Source organism: Rhodococcus wratislaviensis, from assembly GCF_900455735.1.
GTDB classification, from domain to species: Bacteria; Actinomycetota; Actinomycetes; order Mycobacteriales; family Mycobacteriaceae; genus Rhodococcus_F; species Rhodococcus_F wratislaviensis.
This window is the reverse complement of sequence record NZ_UAUI01000011.1, coordinates 696,798-714,425: the sequence shown is the minus strand read 5'-3', so window position 1 is coordinate 714,425 and position 17,628 is coordinate 696,798. Positions and strand designations below refer to the sequence as shown.

16 protein-coding genes and 2 pseudogenes are annotated in these 17,628 nt (G+C 66.0%); 8 read left to right on the top strand and 10 right to left on the bottom strand.

The window, feature by feature from the left end:
• Window positions 1-82: 82 nt before the first annotated feature.
• Window positions 83-1,440: pseudogene (locus DTA22_RS16980) on the top strand (C40 family peptidase).
• A gap of 75 nt (window positions 1,441-1,515) precedes the next feature.
• Here the strand turns inward: DTA22_RS16980 and DTA22_RS16975 are convergent.
• The 4 genes from DTA22_RS16975 to DTA22_RS16960 all read right to left on the bottom strand — a co-directional run bounded on the left by DTA22_RS16975 (window position 1,516) and on the right by DTA22_RS16960 (window position 4,511).
• Window positions 1,516-1,944, bottom strand: coding sequence for a DUF2834 domain-containing protein (locus DTA22_RS16975; protein ID WP_043779306.1), 429 nt, complete (start codon window positions 1,942-1,944; stop codon window positions 1,516-1,518).
• Between the two features lies 1 nt (window position 1,945).
• Complete coding sequence (locus tag DTA22_RS16970; RefSeq protein WP_037231397.1) at window positions 1,946-2,263, bottom strand: 2Fe-2S iron-sulfur cluster-binding protein; 318 nt, start codon at window positions 2,261-2,263, stop codon at window positions 1,946-1,948.
• A 68-nt stretch (window positions 2,264-2,331) separates the two neighbouring features.
• Window positions 2,332-3,654, bottom strand: a complete 1,323-nt coding sequence (locus DTA22_RS16965) for a cytochrome P450 (protein ID WP_112300192.1) — start codon at window positions 3,652-3,654, stop codon at window positions 2,332-2,334.
• A 395-nt stretch (window positions 3,655-4,049) separates the two neighbouring features.
• The gene (locus DTA22_RS16960; RefSeq protein WP_112300191.1) at window positions 4,050-4,511 is read right to left on the bottom strand and encodes a transposase; all 462 of its coding nucleotides are present in this window, start codon (window positions 4,509-4,511) and stop codon (window positions 4,050-4,052) included.
• Window positions 4,512-4,758: 247 nt separating this feature from the next.
• On the opposite strand from DTA22_RS16960, the gene DTA22_RS36785 reads away from it, so the two are divergent.
• Entirely contained in the window at window positions 4,759-4,893 is a 135-nt protein-coding gene (locus DTA22_RS36785; protein WP_255309480.1) for a hypothetical protein, read from the top strand.
• A gap of 203 nt (window positions 4,894-5,096) precedes the next feature.
• Here the strand turns inward: DTA22_RS36785 and DTA22_RS16955 are convergent, their stop codons facing one another.
• Window positions 5,097-5,768: a winged helix-turn-helix transcriptional regulator gene (locus DTA22_RS16955; RefSeq protein WP_112300190.1), complete on the bottom strand. Its 672-nt coding sequence runs from the start codon at window positions 5,766-5,768 to the stop codon at window positions 5,097-5,099.
• Between the two features lie 52 nt (window positions 5,769-5,820).
• Between DTA22_RS16955 and DTA22_RS16950 the strand changes: the two genes are divergently transcribed.
• Window positions 5,821-7,392, top strand: a complete 1,572-nt coding sequence (locus tag DTA22_RS16950; protein ID WP_112300189.1) for an MFS transporter — start codon at window positions 5,821-5,823, stop codon at window positions 7,390-7,392.
• Window positions 7,393-7,501: 109 nt separating this feature from the next.
• Window positions 7,502-8,407: an alpha/beta fold hydrolase gene (locus DTA22_RS16945; RefSeq protein WP_112300188.1), complete on the top strand. Its 906-nt coding sequence runs from the start codon at window positions 7,502-7,504 to the stop codon at window positions 8,405-8,407.
• A 408-nt stretch (window positions 8,408-8,815) separates the two neighbouring features.
• Here DTA22_RS16945 and DTA22_RS36780 read toward each other — a convergent pair whose 3' ends face one another.
• The gene (locus tag DTA22_RS36780) at window positions 8,816-9,112 is read right to left on the bottom strand and encodes a lipase family protein (protein WP_235214661.1); all 297 of its coding nucleotides are present in this window, start codon (window positions 9,110-9,112) and stop codon (window positions 8,816-8,818) included.
• Window positions 9,113-9,763: 651 nt separating this feature from the next.
• Here DTA22_RS36780 and DTA22_RS16935 point away from each other — a divergent pair.
• Window positions 9,764-9,952, top strand: coding sequence for a hypothetical protein (locus DTA22_RS16935; protein ID WP_174484669.1), 189 nt, complete (start codon window positions 9,764-9,766; stop codon window positions 9,950-9,952).
• A 760-nt stretch (window positions 9,953-10,712) separates the two neighbouring features.
• Here the strand turns inward: DTA22_RS16935 and DTA22_RS36300 are convergent.
• On the bottom strand, window positions 10,713-11,015 hold the full coding sequence (locus DTA22_RS36300; protein WP_156046581.1) for a hypothetical protein: 303 nt from the start codon (window positions 11,013-11,015) through the stop codon (window positions 10,713-10,715).
• 157 nt (window positions 11,016-11,172) lie between these two features.
• The gene (locus tag DTA22_RS16930; protein ID WP_037231406.1) at window positions 11,173-12,282 is read right to left on the bottom strand and encodes a hypothetical protein; all 1,110 of its coding nucleotides are present in this window, start codon (window positions 12,280-12,282) and stop codon (window positions 11,173-11,175) included.
• 390 nt (window positions 12,283-12,672) lie between these two features.
• On the opposite strand from DTA22_RS16930, the gene DTA22_RS16925 reads away from it, so the two are divergent.
• The 3 genes and pseudogenes from DTA22_RS16925 to DTA22_RS16915 all read left to right on the top strand — a co-directional run.
• Entirely contained in the window at window positions 12,673-13,299 is a 627-nt protein-coding gene (locus DTA22_RS16925; RefSeq protein ID WP_037231408.1) for a hypothetical protein, read from the top strand.
• Window positions 13,300-13,944, top strand: coding sequence for an RES family NAD+ phosphorylase (locus DTA22_RS16920; RefSeq protein ID WP_052033079.1), 645 nt, complete (start codon window positions 13,300-13,302; stop codon window positions 13,942-13,944).
• A gap of 125 nt (window positions 13,945-14,069) precedes the next feature.
• Window positions 14,070-14,263, top strand: a pseudogene (locus DTA22_RS16915) (hypothetical protein); the annotation flags it as partial.
• Between the two features lie 559 nt (window positions 14,264-14,822).
• On the opposite strand, the gene DTA22_RS16910 reads toward DTA22_RS16915, so the two are convergent.
• Window positions 14,823-16,232 carry an FAD-binding oxidoreductase gene (locus tag DTA22_RS16910; RefSeq protein ID WP_112300187.1) on the bottom strand — a complete coding sequence of 470 codons (1,410 nt, stop codon included), beginning with the start codon at window positions 16,230-16,232 and terminating at the stop codon, window positions 14,823-14,825.
• 9 nt (window positions 16,233-16,241) lie between these two features.
• Window positions 16,242-17,438, bottom strand: coding sequence for a L,D-transpeptidase (locus DTA22_RS16905; RefSeq protein WP_112300186.1), 1,197 nt, complete (start codon window positions 17,436-17,438; stop codon window positions 16,242-16,244).
• Between the last annotated feature and the right edge of the window lie 190 nt (window positions 17,439-17,628).

The following is a 17,628-nucleotide window of genomic DNA, read 5'->3' as shown; positions in this document are numbered from 1 at the left end:
CGCGGTGACGAAGGCGAGCGCGAGAGACTCGAGTCACATCTCAGGGGTTTTTTGGCCTGGCTCACACTTCAGGAGGAAACGAATGTCTGTTGATCCTTCGGCGATCATCGTCGGGGTAGCCGCGGCAATCGGGGGCATCGTGCATGGAACGGATCTGCCAGAGCCCGCGCAAGGCATTGCGACGCAACAGGTTCAGTCGATCGTAGAGGCCGCACCGGGGTTCGACGCGCAGATCGACCAGGCCATTGCGAATCTGCCCCCAGAAGTTCAGGACCCGGCTCGTCGAGCTGTCGACGCCGCGGCCGTTGCCGTTGCGGACGCGGTAGCACCATATCTACCTCCCGCGCCGGTGCCGGCACCCCCGCAGGATCCGTTGCCTCCCAGAGATCCCCGACCTGAGGGCAACGTGAGTCCACAGTCCTCCGGGCCGGTCGCTACGGAGCCGTATTCCCCGTCATGGTGGCCGTCACCGACGGCGAACGATGCACTTGCGCAGGGAGAGAGTGATGGTGTGCTGTCGCAATGGGTGCCGTCGGTGCTCGATCCCTCCGCAGCGACGTCGTCGGCTATCGGTTCGATCGCCGTGTTCGTTCCGTGGTTCCAGAAGGCGGGCGCCATCTGCGACGGCGTGAAGGCGCCCGTTCTTGCCGCGCTGTACTCCGCGGAGAACGGCTTTCGCTATGGTGTCACTGCTCCGGTGTCGCCGTCCGGCGCTCGCGGTCCGGGCCAGTTCATGCCGGCCACCTGGGCAAGGTACGGCAAGGACGCCGACGGCGACGGGAAGGCCGACATCCTCGACGTCGCAGACTCGGTGATGGCCTCGGGCCACCTTCTCTGCGACATGTACGAGCAGATCGAGCAGTGGAAATCGCAGGGAGAGGTGGTCGGCGACACGCTCGACCTCACGATCGCGGGGTACAACGCGGGCGTCGGCGCCGTTCGACTGCATCGCGGTATGCCCTCGGGTGAAGCAGATTACGAGAATCAGACGAAGCCCTACGTTGCGAAGATCCGCGCTTCCGAGTCGCGATATGCCTCGCTTCTCGGGATCTTCGGAGGCGGGGCGGACGGCATCGGCGGCAAGATCGTCGAAGCCGCCGTCCGGTATCTCGGTCTCCCGTACGTGTGGGGCGGCGGTAACGTGAATGGCCCTTCGGCAGGCGGGTTCGACTGCTCCGGTCTGACGTCCTATGCCGTCCACGCGGCCACGTCCGGGTTTCCCTTCCCCGCACCTCCGAGACGCAGTGGAATGTCGGTGTGGAGGTTCCGCTCGCGGATGCGATGCCGGGAGATCTGCTGTTTGGGAACTGGGGCCCGGCCGGCCCCGGGCATGTCGCGATCTACGTCGGGAACGGGCAGATGGTCCACGCCCCGACGACCGGCGACGTGGTTCGCGTCGCACCGGTCTTCGAGGGGATGAAGGCTCGTCGGGTGGTGTGAACGGCACCTCGGAACGCGAAGTGCGCCAGGACCTCGGTCCTGGCGCACTTCGCGTGTTGTGTACCTGCCGGCCGGCTACATGCTTTGCGCGGCGCTGGATTCGCGGCCGTCCGACGGCGGCACCGGTTGTCCGGGAGCGCGGCTCGCCAGGAACCGCTCACGAACAATGAGATAGAACGGAAAGGCCATCGACACGCCGATGTAGGACAGCAGAACGAAGACCACGCCCCATTTGCGGCCCATCCCGATCCGCACGGTGTCGGTGAGAACCCACACGATGAAGACCGCCCACGCGATCAACATGTCGATGCTCAGGAAGGCCGCCGTGCCGCCCGGTTCGATGCCGTCACCGAAGAACTCGACCGGGTTCAAGATGTTGCCGCCGTCGCCGATCCAGTCGAACGCGAACGGCCACGTCAGGAGTAGCGCCGCGATCCCGGCGACGAGGTAGCAGGCATGCCGGACGTTCATCGCCGTGCTGCGGTGTAGTTGCGTCGTCACCATGTCACCTGCTGTCTGCGACTCGGACGTGGATCTCGGCATCGCAGTCACCGACGACGAGCTGGCAGGACAAGCGGGAATCGTCGTCCGCCGCATCCAGATATGCGATCAGGTCCGTCTCCTCGTCGGTTGGTTCGGCGAAGAAGTGGGTGTACTCCTTCGGGAGATGAACGTGGCAGGTCGCGCACGCGCAACTGCCGGCGCATTCGGCAACGATGCCGGGGAGATTGTTTCGGAGCGACGCATTCATGAGCGTCTCGCCGAGTTGGACGTCGACCTGCTCGGTCGTCCCGTCGGGCAGATGGTAGGTAACTTTCGTCATGATGTGGTGGCGCTTTCTCGCGGGAAGGCGTTGCGCCGAAGCGGTTCTCGCCTCGGCGCACCACCGGGTCAGGCGAACGTCAGGTGGACGGGCAGGCGCCGGAGTCCGCCGACGAAGTTCGTCTGGATCATCTTGGGGTCACCGGTCACCTCGATGCGCCGGAGTGTGGGCAGCAGCTCCTCGAGCATGACCTTCATCTCGAGCTTGGCGAGATGCTGTCCGATGCACATGTGCGGGCCGTAGCCGAAGGCGATCTGCTTGTTCGGGCGTCGATCGATGTCGAAGGTGTCCGGATTGTCGAAGACTTCGGCATCCCGGTTGCCCGACTGGAACAGCAGCATCAGGCGGTCGCCGGCCTTGATGGTGCGTCCGCGGAGTTCGTAGTCGCTGAGAGCGACGCGGGTGAACTGCTTCACCGGCGACACGATCCGCAGTGCCTCGTTCACGAGGTGTGGAACCAGGCTGAGGTCGCCCTGGACACGCTCGAGGATGTCGGGACGTGCAGCCAGCTGTTGCAGGCATCCCGCGAGGGTGCTGGCCGTGGTGTCGTGGCCGGCGGTGGCGATGGCCACGAACCATCCGTAGGCGAAGGTCTTGGGGAAGTACTCCCCGCTCGCGTCCTTCGCGACGGCGATGAGGGTGGCCAGATCGTCGCGCGGTTCGGCGCGCCTGCTCTCGACGAGAACATCGAAATACGCGTAGAAGTCCGCGATTGCCGCCGCCCACTGCTGTGCCGCGGCGTCGGGAGAAAGGGTTTCGATGTCGTCGCGCTTCGCGTCCGGGTCGGCGACTCCGAAGAGGTCCTGCGTCAGCGCCATCATGCGTGGTTCGTCTTCCACGGGAACACCGAAGAGTGACATGATGACGTGCAGCGGGAAGAAAACCGCGAACTCGTGCACGGCATCCAGGTCTTGCTTTCCGGACACGAGGCGCGCGACGGATTCCCGCGCGGTCTCGCGAATGCGGTCTTCCCACTTCTTGAGGTTCGCCGGGCGGAACCAGTCGAACGCAACGTCCTTGATCGTGGTGTGTTCCGGCGGGTCGAGGTAGGGCAGCGCGTCGAGGATGCGGAGACTGCCACCGGTGAGTGTCTTCGTGAACTCGTCACCGGCCTGATTGGTGAGAATCGGGTTGTGCGAGCCCTTGTTCTCGCCACCACCCGCACTGAAGATCTCTGGCTGTCGCTCGATCTCCATCAGGTCGGCGTGCTTGCTGACCAGCCAGAGGGGGTCGTACCCCTCTACCCGTGCCTGCCCGAGGGGCTGGTTCTCGCGGAGCCACCGGTACGCCTCGTAGAGTTTTGCGTCGTCGCTGTGTCCCTCGGGGAGGACGATCTTCCTGCCTATCTCGTCGGGAACTGTTGTGGTGTCGGCGGATTCGACTGTCGTCATGATCAACCTTCTCTCTGGGGTGGGCTGAAGAGAGCCGGACGCATGAGGGTCACCCCCTACGTACTCATGCTCTGTGACTCGAGTCTCATGGATGGTCGCGATGGGTGCGTCACCCGGATGAGGTGTTTTGATCCCGCTTCGGAGGGGTTGAGCGGTGCTGAGTGCGCGCGGGGCGGCCTTGACTGCTTTGGTCGGATAATATCTATACTTAGACCGAATTGAGTGGCAGAATACTGTCCATGGCGCGGACGAGGCGATGGTCGTTCTTCCTGGCAGCGGTCGTAACCGCGATGGGCCTGAGTCTTAGAAAGTGTTCTGAAAGTGTCACGCCGCGCGGGTCGACTGCCAGGGGCGTCGCCCGCGTGCTGGCGCGAGTCGTCGGGTCATCAATCCGATCATTGCCCAGTGATCATCGCCTCCGAGTGCGCCGGGAGGCGTTCGTAGTCGTGGTCAAGTCGACGGCAACGCACGATCCACGCCAGTGTCCGTTCGACTAGCCAACGGTGTGGCAGCACACTGAATCCGACCTTCCCCTTGGGTTTCCGCACGATATCGAGCGTCATCCGGCAATGCTCCGCGACCCACGCGACGAGGCGTCCGGCGTAGCCGCCGTCTGCCCACACCAACACCATCGACGGCATCACTGTCTTCGCCCGGGACAACGCCAGGCGCCCGCCGTCGCGGTCTTGTACGCTCGCCGCGGTCACCAGCACGACCACCAACAGGCCCAGCGAGTCCGTGACCACGTGTCGCTTCCGGCCGTTGACCCGTTTCCCGCCGTCCCATCCGCGGGTGTCCGTGCCGACCGTGTCGGCGCCCTTGACGGCCTGCGCGTCGACCATTCCTGCCGACGCCATCGGATCCCGGCCGCTCCGGGGAGAAGGCGTTGTACCGATCCGCCTCTTCCCGGCGATACGCAGCGCAGGAGGTGATCGTGATGCTGGACATGCCGTACTACTTCCCCCAGCTCATGCCCGTCATCGACGCACTGGTCGCGGCAGTGCGGTGGCGGCAGGCGCTTCCATTCACGGTGTAGTGATCCCGCCGTACGGGTTGGGACGAGCTGGATGGTGTGGACCCTTGGTTGGTGCCCATAGTTCGCTGGTGGAGTTCCTGGCACTGAATCCAGTACCTGCCGCGCCCGAGAGCGCCGAGACGCAGATGGTCGACGAGGATCAGCCCGCCGCCGCCGCCGGCGACGGACGGGCGGTGACGGGCGTGTGGTTGTCGCGATTCTGAAATCGGCGTCGAGTTCAGCAGAATTGGGCATTGACCACCTGCCATGACGGAGTTCGTCAGCGTGAGCATCTATGGCGAGGACGCGGTGATCGCGTCGGTGATCTGCCCGGCCTGCTGAGCGGTCAGGTCGCGGACGAGGCCAAACCGGGTTGTGTTCGTCGCGGCGGTCGTGCCGCTTGACTTCCCGGACCCGCGTCGATCCGTCAGATGCTCTCTCTCGGCCGGGCGGTCAGTGCCGATGAGGTCAGCGCGAAGAAGCGTCGGAGCGCGTCGGCGTCGCCGGTGGCGTGGGCGTGCGGGCCTTCGGTGCGGTCGCCGGAGAGTGTGCGGAACACCTCCTCGGATGAACCCGCCACGATCACCTCGGCCGGCTCGCCGGCGCTCGTGACCGACGCGCGAACTCCCGTCGGGTCGGAGACGAGCAGCAGACTGTCGCCGTCGGCATCGATGCGTACCGTCACCGCGGGAACCCCTGAGTCCTCCTGCGTCGCGGCCGGCTCCGGAAACAACGCCATGATCGCGAATACCAGCCACCGTCCTCTGCTGTGGTCCTCGCCGGTACCCGCCGACATCAGGGGCACGCCCCACCGCGCGAGTTCGACCAGGGGGCGTTGCAGTCCTCGGCCCCATTCGGTCAGGGAATAGACACGCGCGGACACCGGCGCGGGCGCATCGGTCGCCGCGACAACTCCCGCCTCTTCCAGGGCTCGCAGCCGACTCGCCAGCAGGTTCGTGGCGATCCCGGGCAGCGCCTTGTGCAAATCCGAATACCTGCTAGGCCCGACCAGCAGTTCGCGGACCACCAGCATCGTCCACCGATCACCGACCACATCCAGCGCCCGCGAGAGCGAGCAGAATTCCCCGTACGACTTCACACACCCATCTTACACTTGACATTTTCTTCGTCATGCTTGAAATAATAAAGTCGTGAACTCAATCATCCAAGAGCGACGCCAGACGTCGCGCTCGGCGGTCCTGCTCGTATTGTGCGCGGCGACTCTGGCGATCAGCCTCGCCACGACCGCGATCAATGTGGCCCTACCCTCACTCGCACTGGATTTCCAGGCGACCAACCGGGAACTGCAGTGGATCGTCGATGCCTACAACCTGCTCTTCGCCACCTTCGTTTTGGCGTTCGGTAGCCTCAGCGACCGCTACGGACGTAAGGGCGCCCTGCTTCTGGGGCTGACGATCTTCGGCGGCGGAGCTGTCGGAGCGTCGTTCGCCGAGAGTTCGGGACAGTTGATCGCCTGGCAGGCGGTGATGGGGCTCGGCGCAGCATTCGTCTACCCGACGACACTGTCGATCCTGTCCAACGTCTTCACCGAACGCGCAGAGAAGGCCAAGGCCATCGGAATCTGGGGGGCCACAACAGGAGTGGGTGTGGCGTGCGGGCCGATCCTGGGCGGCTGGTTGCTCGAGCACTTCTGGTGGGGGAGCGTCTTCCTCGCGCTCGCCACCGCAGCCGTCATCGCGATCGCGGTGTCGGCGGGAGTGGTGACTACCTCCCGTGACCCCAGCACACCGCCCCTCGACGCCGGTGGCCTGGTCCTGTCGGTGCTCGCAGTCGGAACTCTGGTCTACACCGTCATCGAAGCGCCGGAACACGGCTGGGCCAGCGCCGCGACCCTGGGAGGATTCGCCGTCGCCGCGGCACTGTTGTTCGCTCTCGTTATGTGGGAGCGCAAGCAAATCGACCCGATGATCGACGTCACGCTGTTCACCAACCTGCGTTTCACCGCTGCCAGCGCCGCGGTGACCTTCGCCTACTTCGCGTTGTTCGGCTTCATCTTCCTCATCTCCCAATACTTCCAGCTCGTGCGCGGGTTCGGCCCGTTCGACACAGGATTGAAATTCATTCCGGTCGCGGCGTCGATCGCGGTAGGGTCCGTCCTCGGCACCATCCTGGCGGTGAAACTGGGCAACAAGCTGATCGTCACCGTCGGGCTCGTCCTGTTCGCCTCGGCGTTTCTCTGGATCTCCACGCTGAGTGAATCGACGAGCTACACCGAGATCGCCTTGCAGATGGTCCCACTGGGTCTCGGCCTGGGACTCACTTCGGCCCCGGCGACCGAAGCGATCATGGGGGCCGTGCCGCTGGAGAAAGCGGGTATCGGATCGGGGATGAACGACGCCACCAGGGAGGTCGGCGGAACGCTCGGAGTCGCGATCATCGGCAGCGTCTACGCCTCCCTGTACGCCTCGTCTCTGGCAGCATCCGACGCGGCGCAGGCCCTCCCTGAAGAGGTGAAATCTGTTGCCGGGGAGTCTATCGGCGCCGCGGTATATGCCTCCGAGCAGCTCCGCGGAGGCGGCGACGAGATCACAGCGCAGGCGGTGTCACACGCTGCGAACAGTGCCTTCCTCGACGGCCTGACGGCCGGATCGTATGTCGCCGCGGGAGTGACCGCGCTCGGTGCCATCGTCGCAGTGTTGTTCCTGCCGTCGCGACCGAAGGAAGAGTCGACGGTGCGGCTTGTCGAGGCCTCGCGGCGATGATGGCGTGCAGCGGGCCGATGCTGCGTCGTCGAGACTTACCGCGACGACAGCGCAACCATCACATGCTAGCTTGAGAATATCAAGTAATCCTGGAGTGGGGAGTTCACCAATGGTCGCCGACGATCCCAGACCCAGCATCGCCATCGCGGGCACGACGAGTCATTTCCTGGACTCGTCACCCGACGACGGCCCGCTCGCCGGCCGATTGCGTTATCTCATGGGTGGTTCCGGGTCTCCGGTTCTGCTGTTGCACACGGTTCGTACGCAGGCGGAACACTTCCACCGCCTCATCCCGTTTCTACTTCGGCACCACACGGTCTACGCACTGGATCTGCCGGGGATGGGTCACTCGGACATCGTGCCGGGGGCGTCCTACGACGAACCTGCGATGCGTGCCGGCGTGAGACGGCTGCTCATGCACCTGGACCTGCGCGAGGTGACGGTGGTGGGGGAGTCGATGGGAGCGGTCCTTGCCCTCACCACCGCGGCGGAGTCTGCGGGGCGAGTTCGGCGAGTCGTCGCGATCAATCCCTACGACTACGCGGGCGGGATTCTTCGTTCCGGTGTACTTGCGCGCGGCATCATCTCGGCCATCCTCGCGCCGGTCATCGGCCCTCGGTTCGCGACGGTCGAACCGAAACCCGTCATGCGTGCAATTCTGCGAGGTGGTCTCGTCGACGACTCCGCTCTGACGAACGAATATCTGGACGAGCTCCTCGCGGTGGGGAAGCGGCCCGGTTATGCCTCGGTGGCCCGTGCCGTGTACGGCGCTCTGCCGAGTCTGGTCGCTGCCAGGTCCGTGTATCCACGGGTGACGGTTCCCGTGAATCTGGTCTACGGGGAACACGATTGGTCCAGTGCGTCCGACCGCGACGCGAACAACCGTGCGCTGCCCGGTGCCGAGTTCGTACAGATACCGGATGCCGGGCATTTTCTTTCCCTCGAGAAGCCTGCTGTCATTGCCGCGCTGCTGGATCGGTCAGCAGTTGGGGAGGATCACGAGACGGGTAGGTGAACCGTCCGGGGTCGAATGAAGGCCTCGCTCAGGCCACCTCGAGGACCAAGGCGCACCGCCTCCTTCGCGAGACGATCGATCTACCCCCGAACTCGAGCCAGACGTGGCTGGCGGGAGATCGCTGAGCACGAGGCAAACGAAGGAACGCTCGCCGCGACGGAGGACGCCTACGCCGCACCGAATCGGGCTACGCGATCGGTGTCTGCGCTGAATTGGGAGCCCAGCCCGCTGTGATCACAGTGAGAGCGGCTTTGAGATAGCGGGGCTTCCTGTGTCGAAGGTCCGAGACGATCTCCGGACCACGCCGACACGCGCCGACACACGCCCGGAATTCGTCACCGACTTCGGTTGGCCTCATCCGCCCACTCCGTCATACCGAGCCGGCTTCTGTTGACGATCGGCAAGTGGTCAATGGTTGAACCTGTCGATGAGCCATCCGACCGCGGTCGGATTGTCGAGGAGCAGCCCGGCCGAATGCCCTGCAACCCCGGCTTGCGGGAGCAGTGGGGGCGTGTCGAGTTTTGCGACGGTCACGTCGGCACCCGCTGCACGCCAGGCGTTCGCCATTTCGTAGGTGTCCGCGGCAGGGGTGACGTCGTCGCTGACGTTCTGGGCGACGAGTACGGGTGCGGCAGGAGCGCTTCGGCCCAGGTCGAAGCTGTCGAGGACAGCCTTGATCGCGGGATCGGCCTCGAGTTCGTCCACGATCGGGCGACCGCTGACCGACAGCGAGCTGGTGGACTGAACGCATGGAGCACGGCGGTGTCATTGCATTCGGTCGCGGTGCGGTGCAGGAAATCGATGCCGGCGGGGTTGAGCATCGACGTGACCGTCGTCGTGAATTCCGGGTGACTCGGCGCTGGTCCGGTTCGACCACGAGCGCAAAACAGATCCGCCCCGCCGCCGAGCACGTGAACCTGCTGATGGAGTGCGACCTGGACCCGTGGGGCCCTGGACAGGTGGTCCACCGAGAATCCGCTGATCGGGGACCAGCGGCCAGTGGACCGACTCAGCGCGCACGCGCTGACCGAGGCAGAGGTGGAGCTGATGGTGGCGGCCGAGCAGAGGGGGGATGGAGTGATCCCGGGGCACAGTGCTGCAACGGCCGGCCCGCAGACCAGGCTTATTCTCGCGGGCACCGCACTGCACCGGATCTCGAGTACCGGGTCCGGGCACCCGCCGAACTCGTTCAAAGCCAGCGGCATCCGAGCGCCCGGTCACCCACTGCCCGGGTGGTTTGATCTGATCGACGAACTCCCACGGCGGTTACCTGTACGTCGCATCGTCCCTTGCGGGAGCCGTCACCGGCATCCCGCGCGACATGCACATCCCGCGATCGGGGACCATGCGCCGGAAATGGCTCGCCGACAAGGCACACACCCGGAGGGTGTGGATCGGTACGTCATGGCGGCGTCCCTGCTGGACGGCGACCTCCGATCGCTGAACCTGTCGGGGACCTTGGTGGGCTGTGACCGCGGCGCCTACCCCTGGTCCCGCACCACCTGCCATCAGATCCTCGACGTCAACCCCGGTGCCGACGGGTGAACTATCACTGCCGCTGCAATCCCGCCGAACTCGCCCTGATGCTGCTGAACCGCTGAACCCTCGACTCGACCGCACTCACCATCGCCGAATCCCACGACGTGCTGACCGACCCGGACACCTTCGACGAGGTGGGCGAGGTCCTCGACGAGGTCCACCACCTGAACTATGTGGGTGCGGGCAGCGCCCGACTTCCGTAGCCCGGGCCTGGAACCGGACACGCACGGTTGGATCCGTATCCCGCTCCACGACGCAGTATTCGCAACCCGTAATGGGATCGGATATCAATTGGGAGGCGTTATCAGGTGTTGCCTCCTCTTGGTCTCCTTGTGGCCGTGATAGTGGGCTCAAGCACTTTCCCGCCGTTTCTCTGTTCCGGGGTGCGTTTCGCGTCATGGCAGTCCCGAGATCTCGGTGCAATGCCCGAAGGTTTCAGTCCCGTCGATTTCTCATCGGCGGAACTAATTGCGGTGCAATCACATTCGGATGTCAGCGTCGGAAGAGAATGCCTGGCCGGGTTGGCCACAGCCATGGTGGCCGGGGCCGGTTGCGGGATCGTCTTGTGGCTGTCCGGGTGGCGGGTGGTGCGGGACGAGACGAGCGAGGACGAACGCCGCCGTCGGCGCACCTTCCTGCTCGGCCGGACCGTCGCCGCGGCCCTGGCTGGCGTCACCGTGGGGCTGCTGCGGATGCTGGGGCTGATCTATGCCGCGTTCACAGCCACCGTGAGCATCGCCGTGGAATGGGCTTCGGTGCTGGTGCTCTACGCCGGCAGCGTGGTCCTGACATACGGGTACGCGCTGCTGGGTGTGTGGTGGGTGTTGGCCGGGTCGGGTGATGATCGGCGTGCCGCGACCGCGCGGACGCTAGCGGTGTTGCTGCCGGTCGGTGCGCTGACGGCGACGGCCGCCGGTGTGGGCGCTGCCGGGCTGTTCGGGTATTCCACCGTCCCTGCGACGTTCGTATGCGTCATCGCGGTGGTGGCCGCCGTCCTGACGGCAACGGCGGCGCTGGCTCGGGTGCTGGCCCGGGCCCGGGGGAGGCCGACGGCGCCCGGTGGCCTCACCCCGGCTCGCCCCGAGTCGTGGCGTCCTCGACCGGCGCTGTGTTGTGGCGGATTCGCTGCAGCGGCAGTCCTTCCTGTCGACAGCTTTTTCGTCGCGATCGTCCCGCTCGAGGGCGCGCTCACCATTTACATCCGCACCGGTGTTGTTGGTGTGGTGTCAGGGTTGTGTGAGCTCTGGTGGGATGTGTGTCCACAGGGTGCGGTATCGGTGGGGTGTGCGGGCTTTGCGGGTGGCGCGGATCCAGTCGTGGGTGTTCTGCGGTGGCCGGCGGAATCGCATCGATCGTGGTGGGGTGGTCGTGGGGGTTCTGGTGTGCCAGCACAGGGCGGCGAGCAGCAGGGTCGCGGCTCCGGTAGTGATGGGTACGGTGGGGTTCGGTGACAGCAACGCGGTCGCCGTGACGAGTCCGGTGCCGACCAGCAGTGTCGCGATGGCTGCCAGAACGCAATGGAGTTTGACTCGTGCTGCGCTGCCGGTGCGGAGTTCATCGACGTAGGCGTCCCGCCAGTAGCGGGTGTTGTGGGTGGTTGCGGTGTGCCACTGGACGAGCTGGTCGTACCGTGCGCGGTAGTCCTCGTGTGCGCCGGTGGCCTGCGTCTTCGCTGCGTGCAGTTGGGTGTGCACGGTGGGTGCGGGTGTGATCTTTCTTTGTGCGGCAGTGGTTTTGTATAGGTGCCCGGCAAGTTGTGTGCCGAAGGCCGACGGTGTGGTGAGGTGTTCGGCGATCTGGTGGCGGTTCATCGACACCACGACCGGGTCGAGGGTGGGGACACCGACTCGTACCTTGCCGAGCATCGCCTCGATGTCGGTGACGGCTTTGGAGCGGTTGGAGGAGTTGACGGTGATGTGGCGGAGCTTGTCCGGCCACTTCAGGCTGATGGGGATGCCTTTAGTGAACAGGGACTTGGGGAAGCCGAGGCTCTCGAGCCTGTCTCGATGTGCGTTCTCGGCGACGGTCACGGGCCCTGGGTCTGTGCGTTCGGGGTAGACCTGGTTGGCGCGCAGTTGCAGAGCGCGGGTGTAGGAACTGACGGTCAAAATTCCTGCGATGGTGACTCCGGCGCCGTTGGTGATGTGGTCGCCGAAGCGGCGTCCCACACGGTGTTTGAGGAATGCGCCTACTGCGGCGGCGACATCGTTGCTGAAGTACACGGGTATGCAGTCGACGGCGCGGCCGTGTGGGGCGGCGAGGTCCATCTGCCAGCCGCCACCGGAGAGTCGTCGGACCCAGCGGCACTCCCCGGTGATGACGATCTGCATGTCCACGCTCTGATCGAGGTGGGTCTGGACGTACTTGCTGGTTTCTGCGACGGTCAGACGGCGTCCGCGGCGTCCCGCCCATTGCGCTACTGCTGTATCCGCCCCGATGAACCCTTCCTCCCCGCATGTGCCTTACTTGCCGCCCTGACGTGTGTGGTCGGGGCAGCGCACGACAGCCTGGCACATGGTCCCGACACCGCACGAAGCCCCGCATGTGCGCCGCGGGCGGACGGGCCGAGCTGACCGGTTCTTCAGCGGCAGGTGGCATACCCCCGGCAGGAGGTCATCAGGTGAGTCGCCGGCACCAGCCCGTCACGGGTGCGGTAGCGGCCCCTCTCGTTTCGCGCTATCATGAATTTGTGTGTGATAATAGATGAAAGTAAGGGGTTGGGCGTGATGAACGAGGCCACCGATGCCAGCACCGAAGCCCGCTACCTACGCGGCGATCTCGGCTTCGAGGAGGCGCTACGAGAGGTGACCGGCACCGACGTCGGCCGGAAGTTCTTTGCCCAGATCCTGCACAGCCTCTCCGACCGGAACCCGGCGGCACCGCCGCTGTCCGACCACGACGCAGCCCTGCTCGATCAGGCCGGGTTCGTCGACGACCCGGCCGCGGCGACGACCGCACGGGTGGACCGCGGCATTCGGATGCAGGAACTGGTCCGCCACTCCCTGTCGATCGCGGAGGCCGCGGACCGTCTCGGGGTGACCGCGGCCCGGATCCGGCAACGCCTCGGCGAGGGCACCCTGTGGGCGTTCGCGTCGGGCCGGAACCGGTTGCTCCCGCCCGCTCAGTTCACCGATACCGGTGCGGTGCCGCACCTCGACCAGGTGATGCCGTTGTTGGCGAAAGACCTGCACCCGCTGACCGTGCAGGCGTTGCTGACCCTCCCGCAACCGTCCCTGACCGTGGAGGGCCGGCCAGTGTCGATCGTGGCCTGGTTGACCGGCAGCGCCGGAACCGCCGCCGACATCGAACAGGTCCACGACGTGATCATCGCCGCCGAATGGGAATCGGCATAGATGGGGTCGATGCTGCCCGCACCACCGACCATCGCCGACCTTCGTGATGCCGGCGTGCGCGGCGAGGAAGTGATCGACTGGCAACCGGCCGAGGTGGTGTGGCGGGTGCATCGCACCACCGGCACCCATGTGCTGCCCTGGAACGGACTGCGCACGTTCGGGCCGATCCTGCGGTTCGACCACCACCCGCCCCCGCGCGCCGAGCATCCCGATTACGGCATCTGGTACGGCGCCTCCAGTCCCCGCGGCGGGCTGGCCGAGGCGTTTCAGAGCGCCCGGGTGATCGACCGCCACCGCGGCGATCCGTATCTGACCGGGCTGCGATTCACCCGGCCGCTGAGACTGCTCGATGTGTCCGGCATCGGCGAGGGGACGTGGGCGACACGGGTCGGCGGCAACCACGCCCTCGACTCCGCCGCGCACGGCCGAACCCAGCACTGGGCCCGCAACATTCACCGCGCCCATGACGATCTCGACGGGATCGTCTACCGCGGCCGGTTCGCCGGCAGTGTCTGCATCGCGATCACCGAACGCGCCGCCGACGCGTTCCCCGTGCTGCCGGCGTTGTCGCTGCCGTTGTCGCATCCCGGGTTGTCCGGGCCGATCGACGGCGCGGCCTATCAGCTCGGCTACACCATCACCTGACGCTGCGACACACGCGAGGGCGAATCGGTTGGGATCGCGGCACATGGCGTCCCGGCACCGGGGCCGCGATGCTGACGCTCGTTGCGCGGCGAGTAGGAGCTCCCACCGCCAAAACGCGAGTTCCAAGAGCAGCCGTCTCCCGGTACCGGTCCGGGGAAACGAACGAGTTGCGTGTCGACGCCAGCAGGAAACTCAAACTCGTGAAGGCCCAGGAATCATGAAACGCGCCGGAGTGTTGCGCCCGGACGGAACACCGAAAAGAGCGGTAATCCGGGTCAAGGGTGGTGTCATGGTCCGCAACGGTGCCGACGAGGGCTACGTCGTAGGCCTCGAGAATTTCCATGATGTCCCTGTCAGACTTCTTCATGCGTCCCTCCGGTGGGAGTCGCTCAAGGTGGTCGAAGACCTCGAGCAAAACCCCGGAGGGGCGTCGTTGTCAGGACCGACACACCGCCGGCCCTATGCCCATCGTCAGGGCGATCAGCTGTCCGTCAGCAGGGACGAACGTGTCCGCCTACAGGGAGGTTGGCATGTCCGCTAGCAGTCTGCGTGTCGAAGACGGTCGGATGGCGGTGGTTCCGCGAGGCTGGCGGGGTGATGCCACAACCTCTACCTGATCGTGCTGTCGCCTCGCAGCGGTCGGGACGAGAACACCTCTCTACAGCTATCATGCGGAGGGGGCGAGTTGGTCCCCGTCCCGGTCCAGACGAGTTCGTCCGTCAGGCATGTGCTGCGGGGGATGCGGTGCAGGTGGTTCGTCCCCCCGACGGAAATCGCACCGCCACTTGATCTCCGGTGCACTGGATGCGGTCGATTTTCCTCGCGGCCCGTTTCGCCGGTGTGGCTCCCGTTGACGATTGCGTGTGACACCCGGAATCTCAGAGCGGATAGTGCGTCAGCACTCCCATCGGATCGTGCCTCTGCCGCAGTTCTCGCAGTCGGCGAAGGTTCCCGCCGTAGGCCGCGTCGATCTCGGCGCCGGTCTCGGGAAAGCCCGGCCGGACCTCGACGCTGTAGACGCCGATCGTGTGGGGTGCGAGCGCGTCGAGGGTGCCGCCCGCCCACGACAAGCAGGCGGCACCGTCGTAGGGGTCGGACCAGATGGCGTTGAGCGGAATGTTCCACTCGCCGCTCCGGCCCCAAAACGCGGTGTCGCCGTCACCGACGTCGGCGAGGGCTCCGCCGGTGTGCTGGAAGTCGATACGACATTCGCGCGTCGGCGCCCCGCGGATCTGGGTGGCCAACGCCTCCGCGAGTGGGGAGTCGAGGGTCGGTCCGGTGAAGACCGCCTTGCCGAAGAACGACCCCCGGCGCTCGCCCGGTCCGGGCAGCCGGATCGGTTCCGGTTCTGCGCCGCCCGGTCCGGGTGGTGCGAATTCGGGTAACCCGGTGAGGTAGGTGCCGGACAACTCCGACCGGTACAGGACGCTGCCCGACACGTCGGCGACCGCGGTGGCAGCCGCCCGGGCGCGGTCGATGTCGGATTCGTCCCCGCTCGCACACGCGGTGTACACGAAGAGGACGGGTTCGTCGGGAGACAGTGCGCTGTAGCCGAGTACCGCGCCCATCGTCGTGTCCCGCGGAAGCGTCGGGGCGACACGGAAGTAGGTGGCGAGCGCCTCGAGTCCGAGCACCATGCGGTCGACCCACACCGGACCCACCGGGTGTGTCCGCAGCACCGCCGACGTCACGACGCCGAAGCACGGTGCGCAACCCCGGACCGCCCACCACAGATCCGCCTCGTCGCCGGTGCTGGCATCGGACAGGTGGACGACCTCGCCGGACGGAAGCACGAGTTCGACCTCGGCGAGCTGATCGAGCGTCAATCCCAGACTGCGCGTGAGGTATCCGACGCCGCCGCGGGTGACGAGTCCGAACCCGGCGTGGCCCACGATCCCCACCGGTACCACCCGGCCGGTGGGTGCGAGCGCGTCCAGCATGGTTCCCACGGTGGCACCGCCGGCGACGACCACCCGGTCGTCGTCGGGTCGGGCCGTGTTCAGGTGCGCCGACAGGTCGAGCATGACGGCATCGTCGGCGACGCAGTTGGAACTCAGCCCACCGCCGCGGACGGTGACGGTGCCGCCCGTCCGATGCGCGACCCTCATGACGGTGGAGACCTCCTCCACGGACACCGGTTGGACGACGCAGGACGGCCGGCGTCTCGCGGCATCGGGAAAGAACACTCTGCCCAGTGCGGTGCGGTAGTCGTCGGTGTCCGGCAGATGAACCCGGTGCGGGAGAACCGCCTTCAACTGCGCGACACATTCCGCGGATGGTGAACTCACGAGCGCCTCCTATCCGGTTGCGTTACCTGCCTGCCACTGATCCCACGGGACCTCCCAGTCCCCGTACGTGTCCCACACGGGCAGGAGCGGTCCGCCCGAGTTGGTGATTTCGACGACGTCGCCGATACCGAAATGGTCGAACATCCACTGCGCGTTGGCGGGTGCCAGGTTCACGCAGCCGTGGGAGACGTTGCTGCTGCCCTGGTCGCCCACCGACCACGGCGCCGAGTGGACGAACTCGCCGTCGTTGGAGATCCGCAGATTGAGATCGACCTTTTCGCGGTAGTAGTCGGGGTCGCCGGCGCAGACCCCGTACGTGCAGGAGTCCATGATGATGCTCTGCTGCTTGTCGGAGATCACGTGCGGACCCTCGTGCGAGGGGTGGTCGGGGGTGCCGAGACTCATCGGCATCGCGTTCTCCTGGACGCCGTTGTGGAACACGGTGAGCATCTTGCTCGCCCCGTCCGCCTTGGCCACCCACGAGTCGTGCACGGTGTAGTCGGCGGAGTTGTTCTCGGCGCCGAAGGTCCCGTCGCCCAGATCGACGCCGTACACGTCGGCCTCGATGTGGATCTTGGTGCCGGGCGCCCAGTATCCCGCCGCTCGGTAGTGCGCGTTCTGGTCGTCGGTCCAATACCAGGCGCCGGGCTGCGGCGGTGTCGTCGTCACCTGCAGTCGCTGCTGCACCTCGGCCTTGTTCACGACCGGTGCGGTGAATTGGAAGACCATCGGCTGGCCGACGCCGATCCCGGTGTCCGCGACGACCTCGGGTGCCGGGACGACGTTCGCGTACGCGGTGGTGCCGGGCGTCAACGTCGTGACGGTGAAGGTCTGCTCGACCGGGGCGCCGTCGGGGTTGACCGCGTCCGCGACGACTGTGTACGTGGAGCCGTAGCCCAGCGGTTGGCTGCTCGTCCAGTTCGTGCCGTCGGGTGTGAGGTTTCCGGCGACCGGTGTGTTCTGCTCCGCGGGATTCGTGACGGTCACGGCCGTGAGCCGGCCGCCCGTCGCGGTGACCACGATCGGGGTGGTCGGGTTGATCGGCGCCCCGTCGGCGGCGGGGACGGCAATCGAGGCGGGCGCGGACTGGGAGGTGGTCGGGGGTTCCGAGGTGCCGGTGTCTCCGATGGTGCATGCCGTGGCCAGGAACGTCAGGGCCACCACCGCGACAATGCCGGCTGTCCGTGTGCGAAGAGTCACGACCACCTTCTTTCGGATCTGGATCAGCGCTCGCCGTCCTCATACTGCCAGCGATCGCCTCGGAGGTTCCTGTGAGACACCCGCCCCGCTCGCCCTACCTGCAGGAATTCGAGCGCGTGGCGCCTCCCCTCGGTGCATTAGACAGCAGTGCTGATGAAAATTAGTGTCCGTTTCGTCGATATCAGGACGATTACGT

Coding starts and splice junctions, on each gene's coding strand:
- DTA22_RS16975 (WP_043779306.1), bottom strand. CDS start 1,944: ATGGTGACGACGCAACTACACCGCAGCACGGCGATGAACGTCCGGCAT.
- DTA22_RS16970 (WP_037231397.1), bottom strand. CDS start 2,263: ATGACGAAAGTTACCTACCATCTGCCCGACGGGACGACCGAGCAGGTC.
- DTA22_RS16965 (WP_112300192.1), bottom strand. CDS start 3,654: ATGACGACAGTCGAATCCGCCGACACCACAACAGTTCCCGACGAGATA.
- DTA22_RS16960 (WP_112300191.1), bottom strand. CDS start 4,511: ATGGCGTCGGCAGGAATGGTCGACGCGCAGGCCGTCAAGGGCGCCGAC.
- DTA22_RS16945 (WP_112300188.1), top strand. CDS start 7,502: ATGGTCGCCGACGATCCCAGACCCAGCATCGCCATCGCGGGCACGACG.
- DTA22_RS16935 (WP_174484669.1), top strand. CDS start 9,764: ATGGCTCGCCGACAAGGCACACACCCGGAGGGTGTGGATCGGTACGTC.
- DTA22_RS16925 (WP_037231408.1), top strand. CDS start 12,673: ATGAACGAGGCCACCGATGCCAGCACCGAAGCCCGCTACCTACGCGGC.
- DTA22_RS16920 (WP_052033079.1), top strand. CDS start 13,300: ATGGGGTCGATGCTGCCCGCACCACCGACCATCGCCGACCTTCGTGAT.